The organism is Nonomuraea aridisoli (assembly GCF_003236395.1).
Classification (GTDB): domain Bacteria; phylum Actinomycetota; class Actinomycetes; order Streptosporangiales; family Streptosporangiaceae; genus Nonomuraea; species Nonomuraea aridisoli.
In genome coordinates this window covers 1-13,781 of record NZ_POUD01000252.1, presented here as the reverse complement: position 1 = coordinate 13,781, position 13,781 = coordinate 1, and the positions used below count along the sequence as shown (strand labels likewise).

16 protein-coding genes are annotated in these 13,781 nt (G+C 68.8%); 5 read left to right on the top strand and 11 right to left on the bottom strand.

The window, feature by feature from the left end; all coding sequences use genetic code 11:
* Window positions 1–307: 307 nt before the first annotated feature.
* Window positions 308–2,065: a type IV secretory system conjugative DNA transfer family protein gene (locus C1J01_RS38160; protein WP_111183833.1), complete on the top strand. Its 1,758-nt coding sequence runs from the start codon at window positions 308–310 to the stop codon at window positions 2,063–2,065.
* Window positions 2,062–2,586: a hypothetical protein gene (locus C1J01_RS38155; RefSeq protein ID WP_111183832.1), complete on the top strand. Its 525-nt coding sequence runs from the start codon at window positions 2,062–2,064 to the stop codon at window positions 2,584–2,586. The genes C1J01_RS38160 and C1J01_RS38155 overlap by 4 nt, the downstream gene beginning before the upstream one ends.
* A 97-nt stretch (window positions 2,587–2,683) precedes the next feature.
* Here C1J01_RS38155 and C1J01_RS38150 read toward each other — a convergent pair whose 3' ends face one another.
* From C1J01_RS38150 to C1J01_RS38110, 9 genes are all read right to left on the bottom strand, one after another.
* Entirely contained in the window at window positions 2,684–3,346 is a 663-nt protein-coding gene (locus C1J01_RS38150) for an HAD family hydrolase (RefSeq protein ID WP_111183831.1), read from the bottom strand.
* A 24-nt stretch (window positions 3,347–3,370) separates the two neighbouring features.
* Window positions 3,371–4,600 carry a glycosyltransferase family 4 protein gene (locus C1J01_RS38145; protein WP_328589721.1) on the bottom strand — a complete coding sequence of 410 codons (1,230 nt, stop codon included), beginning with the start codon at window positions 4,598–4,600 and terminating at the stop codon, window positions 3,371–3,373.
* A 360-nt stretch (window positions 4,601–4,960) separates the two neighbouring features.
* Window positions 4,961–6,094: a radical SAM family protein gene (locus tag C1J01_RS38140; RefSeq protein ID WP_111183829.1), complete on the bottom strand. Its 1,134-nt coding sequence runs from the start codon at window positions 6,092–6,094 to the stop codon at window positions 4,961–4,963.
* 57 nt (window positions 6,095–6,151) lie between these two features.
* The gene (locus C1J01_RS38135) at window positions 6,152–7,066 is read right to left on the bottom strand and encodes a UTP--glucose-1-phosphate uridylyltransferase (RefSeq protein WP_111183828.1); all 915 of its coding nucleotides are present in this window, start codon (window positions 7,064–7,066) and stop codon (window positions 6,152–6,154) included.
* A 128-nt stretch (window positions 7,067–7,194) separates the two neighbouring features.
* Window positions 7,195–8,106 (bottom strand): class I SAM-dependent methyltransferase, encoded by a 912-nt coding sequence (locus C1J01_RS38130; protein ID WP_111183827.1) that lies wholly within the window; start codon window positions 8,104–8,106, stop codon window positions 7,195–7,197.
* 10 nt (window positions 8,107–8,116) lie between these two features.
* Entirely contained in the window at window positions 8,117–8,605 is a 489-nt protein-coding gene (locus C1J01_RS38125) for a cytidine/deoxycytidylate deaminase family protein (protein ID WP_111183826.1), read from the bottom strand.
* Window positions 8,602–9,132 carry a dCTP deaminase gene (locus C1J01_RS38120; protein ID WP_111183825.1) on the bottom strand — a complete coding sequence of 177 codons (531 nt, stop codon included), beginning with the start codon at window positions 9,130–9,132 and terminating at the stop codon, window positions 8,602–8,604. The genes C1J01_RS38125 and C1J01_RS38120 overlap by 4 nt, the downstream gene beginning before the upstream one ends.
* On the bottom strand, window positions 9,129–9,695 hold the full coding sequence (locus tag C1J01_RS38115; protein WP_111183824.1) for a dCTP deaminase: 567 nt from the start codon (window positions 9,693–9,695) through the stop codon (window positions 9,129–9,131). Before C1J01_RS38115 ends, C1J01_RS38120 begins: the two co-directional genes overlap by 4 nt.
* Complete coding sequence (locus tag C1J01_RS38110; RefSeq protein ID WP_111183823.1) at window positions 9,692–10,240, bottom strand: hypothetical protein; 549 nt, start codon at window positions 10,238–10,240, stop codon at window positions 9,692–9,694. Before C1J01_RS38110 ends, C1J01_RS38115 begins: the two co-directional genes overlap by 4 nt.
* A gap of 231 nt (window positions 10,241–10,471) precedes the next feature.
* On the opposite strand from C1J01_RS38110, the gene C1J01_RS49310 reads away from it, so the two are divergent.
* From C1J01_RS49310 to C1J01_RS38095, 3 genes are all read left to right on the top strand, one after another.
* Window positions 10,472–11,890 carry an NsdA family TPR-like regulatory protein gene (locus tag C1J01_RS49310; protein WP_146615871.1) on the top strand — a complete coding sequence of 473 codons (1,419 nt, stop codon included), beginning with the start codon at window positions 10,472–10,474 and terminating at the stop codon, window positions 11,888–11,890.
* Window positions 11,891–12,102: 212 nt separating this feature from the next.
* Window positions 12,103–12,735, top strand: coding sequence for a nuclease-related domain-containing protein (locus C1J01_RS38100; protein WP_181449202.1), 633 nt, complete (start codon window positions 12,103–12,105; stop codon window positions 12,733–12,735).
* A 101-nt stretch (window positions 12,736–12,836) separates the two neighbouring features.
* On the top strand, window positions 12,837–13,103 hold the full coding sequence (locus C1J01_RS38095) for a hypothetical protein (RefSeq protein ID WP_111183820.1): 267 nt from the start codon (window positions 12,837–12,839) through the stop codon (window positions 13,101–13,103).
* 26 nt (window positions 13,104–13,129) lie between these two features.
* Here the strand turns inward: C1J01_RS38095 and C1J01_RS38090 are convergent, their stop codons facing one another.
* Together C1J01_RS38090 and C1J01_RS50450 are read right to left on the bottom strand one after the other, a co-directional pair.
* On the bottom strand, window positions 13,130–13,354 hold the full coding sequence (locus C1J01_RS38090) for a hypothetical protein (protein ID WP_111183819.1): 225 nt from the start codon (window positions 13,352–13,354) through the stop codon (window positions 13,130–13,132).
* Between the two features lie 108 nt (window positions 13,355–13,462).
* On the bottom strand, window positions 13,463–13,781 hold a 319-nt coding region (locus C1J01_RS50450), incomplete at its 5' end, for a hypothetical protein (protein ID WP_220040294.1).

The window sequence follows — 13,781 nt, the reverse complement described above, 5'->3', positions numbered from 1 at the left end:
CTCCCGACGCGTCCTCGACGTCGCCGGTCCGCACGTCCACCGCCCCACCCGCTACCAGGCAGCCGCCACCAACACCACAGCCGACCGTGACCATCACCAAGAAGGTGACCATCACACCCGAGCCCCCACGCGCCCGGCACCTTGGCGGCCCCGAAGAACCCCCCGGCACGAACTCCCGCGCGAACACCCGCCCGTCCACCGGCCTGCGACCGTCACCCACGTGCGTGACGTGGGGCGATTGCCACGACACCCCTCCGAAAGGCTGACCCGTGCCCCACCAGCGTCGCCGTCTCCGCCGGGACGGCCGATGACGGGCGGTCCGTTCACCTTCACCGGCGTGCGGGCCATTCAGATCCCGCCCCTGATGGCCTTCGTGGGCCTCGCCGTCGCCGCGCTGCTCGTCGTCGTGATCGCCGACCGGCTCCGCGACCCACGCCGGCGCCACGGACTCGCGCTGCGCTGGCGGCTGCACTGGCGCCTGTATCCCGGCCGCGGATTCGCCCGCAGGCTGGAGCTGTACCGGCACTACGGGCTGCCCGCCGCCCGCAAGGTCGCCCGCCAGGCACGCCCCTCGCTACGCACCTGGTGGCTGCGCCACACCGTGCACCACCGCGAGATCGCCATCTTCCTCGGCTGGGCGCAGGGCTGGCTGTGGCCCTGGCGCGTCTACGCCACCCTGGAGGACAACGTGCTGATCCTCGCGCCGCAGAAGGAAGGCAAGACCGCGCACCTGGCCGGCAGGATCATCGACGCCCCCGGCGCCGTCATCGTCACCAGCATCCGCGACGACATCGTCGCCTCCACGGCCGGACTACGTGGCCAGCGCGGCACAGTCCACCTGTTCAACCCCGAACAGGTCGGCGAGTGGGCCTCCACCGTGCGCTGGTCACCCGTGGACGGCTGCGAAGACCCGGCCACCGCGATCCGCAGGGCCGCCCACATGGTGGCCGCCATCGACACCAGTGGCCTATCCGACCAGGGCTTTTGGAGCAACCAAGCGGCCATGGTGCTGGCCGCCCTCCTGCACGCCGCCGCGCTGGAGCACCTGACCATGGCCGAGGTCGACGCCTGGGCCCTGGATGAGGACCCCACCCCGCTGACGATCCTGAGCCAGCGGCGTCCCGGCCTCAACACCGACCGCGCCGCCGCCCAGGTACGCCGCTACCACGCCCTGCACGTGCGCACCCGCGACTCCATCTTCCTGACCTTGCGCCAGGTGCTGCAGTGCATGGACGACCCCACCACCGCCTGGACGCTGTGCCCGCCCCACGGCGAAGGCCTCGACCTGGAAGACATGCTGCGCCGCCGCGAAACCCTCTACCTGATCTCCGGCGACAGCCTCAGCCCCGCCACGCCCATCCTGTTCAGCACGCTCGTGGCAGAGATCCACCACACCGCGCGCCAGCTCGCCTCCCGCCGCAACGGCCGCCGCCTGGACCCGCCCGTCACCTTCGTCCTGGACGAAGCCCCGGCGATCTGCCCGATCCCACACCTGCCGACCTGGCTGGCCACCGCCGCCGGCTCCGGGTTCTGCTTCTTGGTCGGCGGCCAGTCCTGGTCACAGTTCCAGGAGCGGTGGGGAAAGGACAGCGCCCGCACCATCTGGAACAACACCAAGGCCAAGCTGCTGTTCGGCGCCACCAGCGACCCCGACGACACCGAGACCATGTCCGCCCTCTGCGGCCAGATCGCCCTGCCGTACTGGGAAACCTCGGTCGACGGCTCCGGCAAGCGCATGCGCACCCGCCGCTGGGAAATGGTGCCGGTGCTGCCTCCGGAGGAGGCCCGGATGCTGCGCACGTGGCGTGCCCTGGCCGTGCGTCGCAACGCCCTGCCCACCATTGTTCGGATCGAACGGGTGTGGCGGCGGGCCGACTACAAGCGCTGGCGCGCCAAGGACGGCCACATCCCGCTGCCGAGCCTCGGCCTCGGCCCGGCACCCGGTGACCTGAGCGGCACGACCGATGAGCAGCTCGCCGACCCATCCTGGACTGCGGCGGAGCGGGGGCGGCGACCACGCCCTGCGCGGCCCTGGCACTCGGCTGAACCCGGCAATGAGGCATGACCAGCACGCCCAGCGGCAGTGGCCAGGGCGGTGATGCGAGCGCTGAGATCATCGCCGACCTCGCCGCCGAACTCGAGCAACTCGCCGGCGTCGTGGCCGGCCTGGCCGCCGCCCCGCCCCCGAGCAAGGCCGCGAAGTCCGAGCCGCCCCCACGACCGTGGTCCTGGCTGCGCATGTCCCATGTCGACAAGGCGGATCGGCTCGCCGAGCTCGGCGACTGGCTGACGCAGGTGCTGTTCGCCTGGCCCGCCGCCCAGCGCGCCATCTTGCCGTGCTGGATGCGCCACTGGGACGTCATCGAGGAACTGTCCATGCTCTACTGCTGCTGGCGGACGGCCTACCTGTGGGAGGAGGCCACCGCCGGCGACGCCGCCGAGTTCCTCGACCGGTGGCTGCCAGGCGCGATCGCCCGGATCGAGGTCCGGCTGCGGCCCTGCGGCCAGGGCCACCACCCAGACGATCCACGCCGCGACGACACCGCCGCGCTCGCACCTGTCCTGGACGAACTGCGCTGGCTGTGATTGTTCAAAGATGTGCGTCCACGGAACGGGATCTTCGGAAAGGATGACGCCAACGAGTCGTGGGCGGCCGTGAAAGCGCCTCGGACGCGGAACCATTTCACGGTTGCGCGCACGAAGATTTCTCAGGGCAGAGAGGATCGGCAGGCACCGGCAGGCCGAGTCGGCGGAGGCGGGCAGTGAACGCCTGTACGCCGGTGAACAGGAAGGCGTGCATGCCGAGCGTGCGCGCCGCGTGGACAAAGGTGGGCTCGTCGTCGAAGTAGGCCAGGGACGTCAGGGGGATCCCCATTCGGCCGGCGGCGGCCCGGAATGCGAACGGGGACGGCTTGTCTACGCCGAGGTCCGCTGAGGGGAACACGTGGTCGAACGTGATCTGGTGATATTTCAGGTCGGCGTGGAGAGCGTCGGTCGAGTTGGACAGCACGCCGACCGGTAGGTGCTGGCGCAGCTTGGGCAGCAGCGCCACCATCTCGGGCACCACCTCGCCGCGGTCGCCCCTCCATGCGGTAAGGGCGCCGCGTACGGCCTGGCCATAGGTTGCGGCCAGCCGGTTGGCGACATCGTCGGCCCACTGCTGGTCGGTGAGCACGCCGACGCGGGCGAGCCGGTAGGTGGGGTGAGCATAGGCGTAGTGGGCGATCGTGCCTTCCGGGAGGCGGGCGAGCTGCTCGCTGGCGCGGGCGCCGGTGTCGCGCCAGTGGCGGAAGAGGCCGTTCATGTCGAGGAGCAGACCATCGATACGGCCAGGCGTGGCAGGCATGGCGGCAGTCCTTTCGGCGGGAGGTCAGCGCGCGGCGGCGTCGTAGACGGCGAGGTACCGATCCGTGGTGCGGGCCCAGCTGTAGGTGTCTGCGATGTGAGTTCGGCCGTTGGCGGCGCGCCGGTTCCGTTCGTCGACGTCTTGGACGGCGGCCACGATGATGCGGGCGAGGTCGTCGGCGTCATCGGGCGCCGCGAGCCATCCGGTCGCGTCCGGCCCGGATCGGATGATGGTGCGAGCCGGCCCGCCGGTGGCGGTGGCGATGGGTGGGGTGCCGCACGCCATGGCCTCCAGATACACCATGCCGAACGGCTCGTTCACGGCGGGCGCCACCATCACGTCGGCGCAGTTGAGGCCGGCGGGGAGTTCGTCGTGGCCGCGCCAGCCGACGAAGAACACGTCGTCGCTGATGCGCAGATCTTCGGCCAGGTCGGCCGGGTGGATGCCTTCGCATTCGCCTGGGTAGCCGCCCCACATCAGCAGGATCGGCGCCGGGTCGAGGCGGGTCCGCGCGGCAGCGAACGCTTGCAGCAGGACGGGGACGCGTTTGAAGTCCAGGAACCGGCCCACCCACATCAGGATTGGGCGGAGGTTGCCGTGCTGGTCGTGCAGCCGGTGGAGGTCGGCGTCGGTGTAGCCGATGCTGCCCGGGGCGCCACCGGCTTTCCAGCCGCGCGGGTCGGTGATGAGCCAGCGGCGCAGATGCTGCAGCCGCTGGCCGTGGTCGAAGTGGTGGGGCCGGAAGGTCTGGATGTCGACCCCGTTGGGGATGACGGTGGGGTCGCGGCGGACAGGAAGCAGCGTTTGGGCAAGGTGCTGGTCGTGCTCGGATACGACGACCAGATGTCCCGCCTCGGTGGTGGCCCGGCGCAGGCGGGACACCCAGTAGGGCGAATGCTCCCATTTCTGCCAGGCGGTGTTCATCAGCAGCTCGGTGTCGTAGTCGCCAAGGCGCGTGATCTTGGCCAGGTTGATCGCTTCTGTGGCGCGGTGCGGATTGTCGGTGTGCAGAAGGCGGGCGAGGTCACCCAGTGAGACGCCGACGCGCTGGGCCAGCCGGATACGGTGGGTCATCGCATCGATCAACTTGAGCTCGGTGCCGTGCAGGGTGGTGACTCGCGGCAGGCCGAGGTAGGCGATCTTGGCGCTGGTCTGCAGGTGGCTCAGGTGGTGCAGGTGGACCAGGTCGGCCGCGGGGCTGCGGTGGGTGGTCAGGTGCCGGGTCCACGCGTCGGTGAGGTGGTCCGCGTCCACCTCGGGGACGGCGCTGAACAGCGGGTCGGGGCAGATCCCGCGGTCCTCATAGGAGGGGTGATGCGGCCAGGGGACACGCTGCGGGTTCTGGCCGCGAGTGAAGGCCGCGTAGGCGTCGTTGTGGTCGTACGGGCGCAGGTCCAGCCCTCGGTAGAAGGTGGGGGCGTGGGAGGGGTCTCCCGGCCGGCCGAAAGATCCGGCGTGTACCCGGGTCGTCCAGCCGCGGCTGTTCAGTTCGCGCGCCAGGTAGCGGATGACCTGAGCGCTGCCGCCGCGAGGCCAGAACAGGACAGCGGTATCCACGGTGCGTGACATGGCAAACGAGATCCTGAGATCGATGGAAAAGGGGAGAAGCGGGAGTTAGTCGATGACGAGCGGCTGGGCGCCGGACAGGCGTCCCGGCCAGTAGCGTTCGTCGGGGTGATCGGGTGAGCGGACCGTGACGGCGAGGACCTGGGCCAGGTTGTGGCGCGCGCGCAGCGGCAGCGCCTCGCCGAGCACCACGGTGCGGGTGCCGGGGTTGAAGGTGAAGGACACGCTCTCGTGCCCGATGCGGGCCAGACGCTCGGCGATGTCGGCGTAGGTGATGGGCTGTTGGCGGGGGACGGCCGCGCGGCAGCGGTTACGCTGCCCGGCGGGGCAGCGGTTGGCGGCGAGGCAGGTCGGCGTGTTGTAGACGCCGGCGCGGTCGGCGCGGCCGAGCACGTAGGCCAGAGCGCAACTGTTGGTTTGGAAGATTGGGTGCCCGTGGTAGCGGTTGGGAACGTCGCGCAGCCACTCCCAGGTGCGGCGCGGCCATACGGAGTCGGCGGCCTGCGGGTCGAGGTCCGGGTCAGCCAGGGCCGGCCAGACAGTGGTCATCTGGTCGAACGCGGTGGGTTTCACTTTGGTGCCGACCGCGACGGAGCAGACGGCGTACCGGGATGCCCAGTCCATGACGTGCTCGATGATGTCCGGCGTGGAGTTCTCTGGAAGGGCTGGCCGCCAGTAGTGGATCACGGGGATCCCTGCGGCGTGCAGGCGCGGGAAGTTGCCGCGCAGCGCCTCGTGGTCGATGCCCCGCTCGATGTCGGGGCCCAGCCCCGAATAGCTCAGGTAGACGAGGATGGGCAGCCCCTTGGCGCGGTTGCGGGCGATGCAGTCCACGATGTCGTCCGGCACCGCACACTTGGTGATCAAGCACACCGGGTTGCGGACCTCGGAGTCGCCCAGCACGTCGAGGAGGCCGGTCAGATGGGCGCGGGTCACGGGCGTGGCCAAGGCGTCGGTGCAGGTGTAGAGGGCCAGCACCAGCACCGGGTGGTAGTAGGGACTGTCCAGCAACTGCTGGAGCGTCTCTGCGGGGGTGGCCAGCACGACCGGCTTGGCGCGGGTCAGGCCCAGGTCTTTCAGGTAGCAGTAGGTGCAGCCCTTGGGGCAGCCCTGGACGGGGTTGACCACGAGCCAGGTGTCGTGCTGGTCGATGACAGGCTCGTGCCGGCGAACTGATGACATGGTGAAGCTCCCTCGGGGTGGGCCGCTCGCCGAGGCGGAGGCGCCGGGAGCGGCCGGTCAGATGAGGTCGGGGGCAGCGCCGTCGGCGCTGTTCACGAATTGGCGCACCATCGGCCCGTACTGCGGGTGGGCCAACGCGAATGCGAGCTGGGCGATGATGTAGTCGCCCGGGTTGCCGGTGTCATACCAGCGGCCGGAAATGACCTGCCCGTACGTGGCATTGCGGCGAGCATGGGCGTTGATGGCGTCGGTCAGGTACACCTCGCCCGTACGGTGCTCGTACCAGCGGGCGGTCTGCTGGCGCAGTTCCTCCACGATGGCGGGCGTGACGACGTATCCACCGATCGCGGCGTACGAGGACGGCGCCTTCTCCGGGCTCGGCTTCTCGACCAGGCCGCTGATCTGCATCAGGCCGCCGTCCAGAGCCTGTTGGACCTCGGGCACGCCGTAACGGACGGAGTCCTGCCGGTCGATCGGCATCAACGCCAGCACCGGCGCCGACGTCTTCTCATAGGCGCTGATCAACTGCTGAGCCCGCGGCACGTCGGCGACGAACACGTCGTCGGGCCACAGCACCAGCATGGGCTCGTCCGTTTCGCCGGAAGCCTCGGCGGCGTTCAGCACCGGGGTGCCGTTCCCGTACGGGCCGTGCTGGTGCATGTATCTGATACGTCCGATGCGGGACAGTTCGGCGATCTCCTCCACGGCATCGGCGTAGTCCGTCTTGCCGTCGCGGCGGAGCTGCTGCACCAGAGGCCCATTCGGGCGGAAGTGGTCTTGGATGAGGTTCTTGTCTCCCGACACCACGATCGTGATGTCCGTGATGCCGGATTCCACAAGCTCACGCACGGTGTGCTCGATCACGGGCTTGTCCCCGATCGGAAGCATCTCCTTGGGGAGCGCCTTGGTCAGGGGCAGCAGTCGCGATCCGAGCCCAGCAGCCGGAATGACGGCTTTGCGGATCGTCGGCATCAGGTTCTCCTTCGGTCACATGGCGGCGGGACGGGCGCCGGGGTAGGCGCGGCACGAATCATGACGCTACCAAGGCGCAGTTCCGTGCCCGCGCGTTCACTGATCGCGCGGCGTGCCTGGCCGGCTGGTCACCGGCACAGGAAACTGCCGGTGAACTTGGTGACGGCGAAGTAGCCGCGTTCGTCGATCTCCTGCTGCACCTGGCGCCGGACACGGTCGCGCAGCTCGGCGAAGAACTTCTCGTCCAGCCGCGGGTCCGGTTCGGAGGAGGCGCAGCAGTGGTTGTGCCCAACCGTGTAGAACCGCATGAACGGGTCGGGGTCGGTGAAGCGAAGCTGGTCCTGCCAGGTGACGGTCTCCACGACGGAGAAGTACTTCCGGAGCGTCGGGGCGCCGTTGGCGAGCGAGAACCGGCCCTTGGGTGTGGCCTTGAACAGGTCCTTCGGCGCGTCCATCGCATCCAGAGCGGCGAAGTGGACCTGGTACATCTCCAGCATGCTGTCGGTGCGGTCGGTGGTGAGCTGGAAGACCCCGCCGTCCCGCAGAACCCGGCGGACCTCGGCGAAGCACCGCTCCAGATCCGGCACGTAGTGGATCATGTAGTTGGCCATGACCCGGTCGAAGGAATCGTCGGAGAGTTGCGCTAGGTCGTCGGCGCTGCCCTCGATCCACGTGCACGGGGTGGCGGTGCCGTGAAGCCGCTCCTGGGCGGCGGCCAGGACCGCGGGGGCGATGTCGAGGCCGGTGATGCTGCCCTCGCAGAGGTGGGGGCGAAGGTACTCCAGGACGAACCCGTTGCCGCACCCGAGGTCGAGCAGGTCCTCGCGGCCGGTCAGGGCGAGGTTGTCGAGCATGTGGTCGACCATGCTCTTCGGGTTGGTCCGAAACGCGTTGTGGACCCACTGCTTGACGTCGAGCATCCGGGTGTCGTTGAAGAACCGCTGCTTGGCGGTTTCGGCGGAGAACTCGAAGTGCTCCGCCGGGATGACCTGCTGCGCCAGGGCGTCCAGGGCTGGGGTGCGGAAGTCGCTGTTGGTCACGGCACTCTCCTCAGATCCGGTTCGGGTTGGGGCAGGGAAGGGTGGGCGTGGGCCACTTGGTGCCCACGTACTTGTGGGGCAGCAGCTCGGCCATCGGCGTCAGCACCAAAGCAGTGCCGTCGTGGACGACGGCGAGCAGACCAGGCGCGTGGTCGAGCAGCAGCTCACGGCATAGGCCGCACGGCGGAACGAGACGGGCCTGAGCGGGTTCCCTCGGTTTGGGGTAGCGGACAGCTGCCACTGCGGCCAGTGGCGCGTGAGTGGACAGCCGTGCCGCCGACAGGGCGCCAGCCTCGGCGCACACCGCGGCCCGGCCGACCATCGCGTCCACGTGCAGCCCGAGGTGGATGCCGCCGTCATCGTCTAGGATCGCGGCTGCAATCTGGTGGCGTTCCTGCACGTAGCGGTCTTGGATCGTGGCGAAGGCGGCGCCGGCCAGGGACCGGATGACCGGATCGCCGCACCCGGCCGCAGGGTTCGGAACGAGACGGCCGGTCATCGGGGCACCGCCACCCGGTCGCGGTGGATCTGCGAGGGCTGCGGCCCGCGTGAGCCCTGGTATTTGCCGTCATACAGGGTGATCTCCCCGACCGAACGCCAGAACGTGATTTGCGCCAGACGGTCGCCGGCGTGCACACGCACAGGCTGCACGGCATGCAACTGGAGCGTGGACTGGCCAACCGACCCGATGTCGATCAGGTCGGCGGTCACATGGACAAACAACCCAAGCCGTGCCGCTCCGGAGCGTGAGCGGATGATCGGGACCAGGTGGTCGCTGCCCACGATCTCGACGCTGCTGCCGAGGTAGATCCGGTCCGGCTGCAGCACAAATCCCTCGTGGGGGATCGGGATCTCGACCCACTCATTAGGGGAGCGGATGTCCAGAACGTCGCCGGTGTAACAGACGAGGGTCGGCCCGAGCGCCAGGTTGTAGCTGTTCGGGTTGAGATGCTCGGGGTCGAAGGGGTCCAGCGTGAGGTCCCCGCGATCGCGGTTGCGAGCGATCTCCGGCCCGGTCAAGATCACAGCAGTCTCCCATTGGTCAAGACGGGCGTCGCGGATGGCTGATAAGCAGAGGCCAGTAGGCCGGCGGGCCCGACCGTGGCCTCACTGATACGGCCGAAATGCCCCTCGTACGGAGGGACGGCGCCGACGCTGGCCCAGAACGTGACCTGGCCCGCGACCATGCCTGGGTAGATGCGGATCGGCTGGACGACCTTGATCTCCAGCGTCCACCGGTGGCACGCGCCGAGATTGCCCAGATCGGCCGAGAACTGAAGGAACATCCCGAGCCGGCCCAGCGAGGACCGGCCGATGAGTGACGGCACGAACACACGGCTGCCGATCGTCTCCACCGTGGTGCCCAGATAGATCCGGCCCGGCCGGAGCACCATCCCGCCGGCCGGGATGGTCACCTCCTCCACGTCGTGATCGGCGTGGGTGTCGAGCACGGCCTGGCGGTGCATTCGCAAGGTGGGGCCGAGCCGGTAGTTATAGGAGTTCGGGTTGAGCTGAGCTTCGGTGAACGGCTCGATTGTGAGCGTGCCCCGCTCACGCTGGCATACGATCTCGCGGCCGGTCAGGATCATCGCAGCACCTGCGCCGCGACTCGGCCGGCCTCGTCCCATAGCCGGTCAAGGTCGCCGTCGTTGTGAACGCGCAGCCACGGCTGCGCCTCGACCGGCGCTTCGCTTGGGTGCTGCTCGTCGCCCTGCGAGAGGTCGCCGCGGCTCTGCCTGCGCCGGCAGCGCAGCGGCTCGGGCGCCGTGATCTCCACCAGACGGAACCCCAGGTCGGTGACCGCCTCCACATCAGGGGCCCGCATGTCGTCGCACACAAGGACGGAACCGGAAGGGGCCGCGGCCACCTTGGCGGCGAACAGGTCCGTCAGCGAGGTGGGATTGATCCGGCGCAGGTGCCCGGCCAGATCGGCCAGCAGCAGCCCGTCCTGTGCCGTCGGCTCCAGCAAGGGCCGCCCGGCCACGGAGTAAATGAGCGCCTGCAGCTCGTACAAGGGAGCGCCGATCTTGACGAGGGCGCACGGCACGCCACTCGTCCCCAGCTGCTGGGTCAGCAGGCGGGCAAAGGTGGACTTGCCGGCACCGGGCAAGCCGTAGAGCGCGATGTTCGGCATAGCGGAAACAGCCCTCCTTCACGGGTGGGTGACCAGTGAGACTCGGCAGTGATCGAATGAGTCGGTAGCGTCACTGTGCGCCAGACGGGAGGTGCTCACCAGTGGCAGTTGACGTCCGCATGGGGGACAGCTGGTTTCCGTGTCGCGGACGCCACATGGCCTCTTGCCGAGTCCGGCGGGTCGGGTAAGGCTCGTTGGAGGACTGCCAAGAGTGTCTTTCGGAGGAGGTAAGTGCCTACACCTCACCGGCCCCACGCCACCCAGATCCGCAGCCAGGCGCTCGCCCACCATGGCGATTCACTGCCGGCGTCGGCTCTCAATGAGATCGCCGAGGCGATTCACACCTGCTGCGGGCACAGCCTTCTGAAAAGCCACCGGCTGGCCCGCGGATGGAGCGTCCCCGAAGCCGTCGACCAACTTGTCGCGGTCTCCGAGGCCGCCGAGCTTCCTCGGCGGGGCGCCAGCGAACGTGCCTGGCGCCGATGGGAAAGCGGAGGTCACTGCGACGCCGACTATCAAGATCGACTCTGTCGGCTCTTTCAAACCGGGCCAGTGCAACTCGGATTCGCCGTCGACTACACACCGCGCCCACATCCTTCGGGGGGTGATCATACGAACCGCCGCGACGCACTGCGGCTGGGAGCCACCGCCCTCGTCGCTTCCGGGTTACTGGCCGGCGCCGAAACCGAGGCATGGGAACTGACCCGACGTAGCGAGGTAACCGATCTTGGTACGAGCACGTTGGATCACGTACGCCACATGATCGACGGCTATGGGCGCCACTACGCCCGCTACGACGCCGACGAGCTGTGGCGGAGCGCCATCGCCGACCGCCGTCACGTCGCTCAGTTGCTCGAGCATCGGATGACGCTCAAGCAGCGTCGGGAACTGTACGTCGACGCGGCGTGGCTGTCGCTGGTGCTGGCCTGGGCGGCTCATGACCGTGGGGATGTCCGGACCGCGCTCGCCTATGCTGCGGACGCTCGCCACCACGCCGATCAAGCCGACCACGCGGAGGCAGCAGCGTGGTCGTGGGACGTGGAAGCCACGACCTGGTTCTACGACGAGCACCCTGCCCAGGCGTTGCAAGCCGTCCAGCACGGCCTGGCCGTGGCATCGGCCGATGGCGCCGCCCGGGTGCGCCTGATGGGGCAGCTGGCTCGGGCTCACGCCAGGCTCGGCCACGTGATCTCCGCCAGCGACGCTCTGGGGCACCTGCGTCATCAGGCCGAGCAGCAACCGCTCCACGCACCCGGGCTGTTCACCGCAGACGCCGCGCGGGTTTGGTCGGTCGCCGCGAGCTCCAGCTTGTGGATGGGCGATAACCAGCAAGCGCGCACCTGTGCGGAGCAGGCGTTGGGGATCTACGAAGCAGACCCCCGCATCTCCCCGACCAGACGCGCCGTCACCGCCCTCGATCTCGGCATGGCGTTCGCCCGGCTGGGCGATCCCGAGCACGCCGTCGCCCACGGCATGACCGCGTTATCCACCCCACGCCAGGCGGCGGCTATTGCTGTGCGCAGCGGCACGCTGTGCGTTGCGCTGGAGCGCGCCTACCCCAAAGCTGCCGTGGTTGCCCAGTTCCGTCACAGCATGGCCCAGTCGACGCAACGCACGAAAAGGATCACTGACGGCGATCCGTCAGCCTGAGCGCGACGGCTGCTCACCTGGAGGTCTGCCAAAAATGGAGCCCGGATGTCGGACCTGCCGCGTACCGTTCGGAAGTCGGACGCAGCGCACTACCTATGGCGAGGTGCACAGTGACCAGACCGGCAACCACATCGACTGCAGGCGCATCAGCGCAAGCCGTCTATCGTGCACGGCTGGAGGCCACACGCACGCGCCGATGGGCCCTCCGCGGCGTGCTGGCCCTCGTTGCCGGCATCGCGGTGTGGTGGCTGGTCGGCTGGCACGCCGCCATCGTTGCGGCCGCCGTGGTCGCTGTCGCGGACCTCGTCTACCGCTGGCGTCGCCATTCCTCGACGACGGCCTGGCGCAAGGGCGCAGCCGGTGAGCGCGCCACCGCACGCCGGCTGCGGCAATTGGAGCTGGCCGGTTACACCGTGCTGCACGACCGTGCGGTCCCGCGCAGCCGCGCCAACATCGACCACGTCGTGATCGGCCCGACCGGTGTGTATGTGGTGGACTCGAAGAAGTGGCACAGACGGACCACGATCAAACCGGGCGGCGGCACGCTCTGGGTCGGTCGCACGCCGATCGCCAAGGTTGTCGGGCCGGTGGTGTTCGAGGCCCGAGCTGTCGCCGAGGCATTGCGCCGGGCGACCGGCCGCCCGGTCGACGTCGTCACGGTCGTCGCCGTGCATGGTGGGCGGCTGCCCCGCTGGGGAGCGATCAACGCCGGGGGGACAACGATCCTTCGGGCCTCGCGCGTTCATGGGTGGATCGCTCGCCGTCCGCGTAAGTACGCCGCTGAAGAGGTGGCGATGATGGCGGCGGCCGCCGAGCAGGCGCTACCCGCGTACGTCCCCCAATAGGAGCAGCCCGCGGTCGCCCATCGGGCTGGCAATGCGGCGCCGATCAGGCAAGGCTCACACCAGCGAGTGATTCTGTCAGTGGTGCGGCGTAGAACCCCATCATGGACACCTTCGATGTGATCTTGGCGGCGCGGTCCAACCGGGACCTGAAGCCGGAGGAGTTCGAGCGCCAGGTGGCAATGATCAGGCCACTGATGGACTGGGATGCGGCCGCATCGACGTGGCGGTCACGGCTGAGCGGCTCGCGGCCGCAGCACGTCACCGAGGTCATCAACACCCTATTCGAGGCCGCACGCGTGTACGGCACCGCTGTCACGATGCAAGTGGTGCCTGCACAAGAGGCCGACAGGGCCGCGACACCTGACTGACAGGGCACCTGACCGCGGCCGACAACCTACTCCTCATCGATGGGGAAGTGCTCTTCGACCACCAGGCGCACCACCATGATGTCCAGGGGCAGACCAGCGGCACGTGCCCGCTCGGCGGCGGCCTTCGCATCCTTGACCGCATCATCACGGTTGGCGGCGCTATATCCGACGTTGTCGATCACGACCAAACTCGCATCACGACGATCGAACTGGATGACCAGAAACTCTGAGGCGGCCAGGGGACTCTTCATGCCTTCAGAGGACCATGTCTGCGGTAGATGGTCCAGCGATGCTCAACGAGTAGAAAGCCAGCCCGGAGCGGGGCGGCGTACCACGCTCCACAGCGGCCATGACGTCGGTCAGACGAGAGGCAGGTCTTTGCGTGCCTGTTCCAGGTCGGTGGCCCAGATCCACAGTCGCTGCGCGGGCGGCACCTGGTGGTAGCCGAACAGGCCGACCTCGGTCAGGGTGCGCAGATCCACGCACACCCGCTGGTAGGCACCCGCGATAGCGTCCGCGGGATCGTCCAGGTCGCGGGCGCCGAGCTTGATGCAGGCCCGGTACTCATAGCCCAGCAGCAGATCGGAGCCGAACTGCGCCCAGGCACCGCGCTGTTCCTGCCAGGCGGCATCGGCTTCGGCCAGAAGCGGGTTCAGGTCGGCGGGGCGTGGGAGGGAG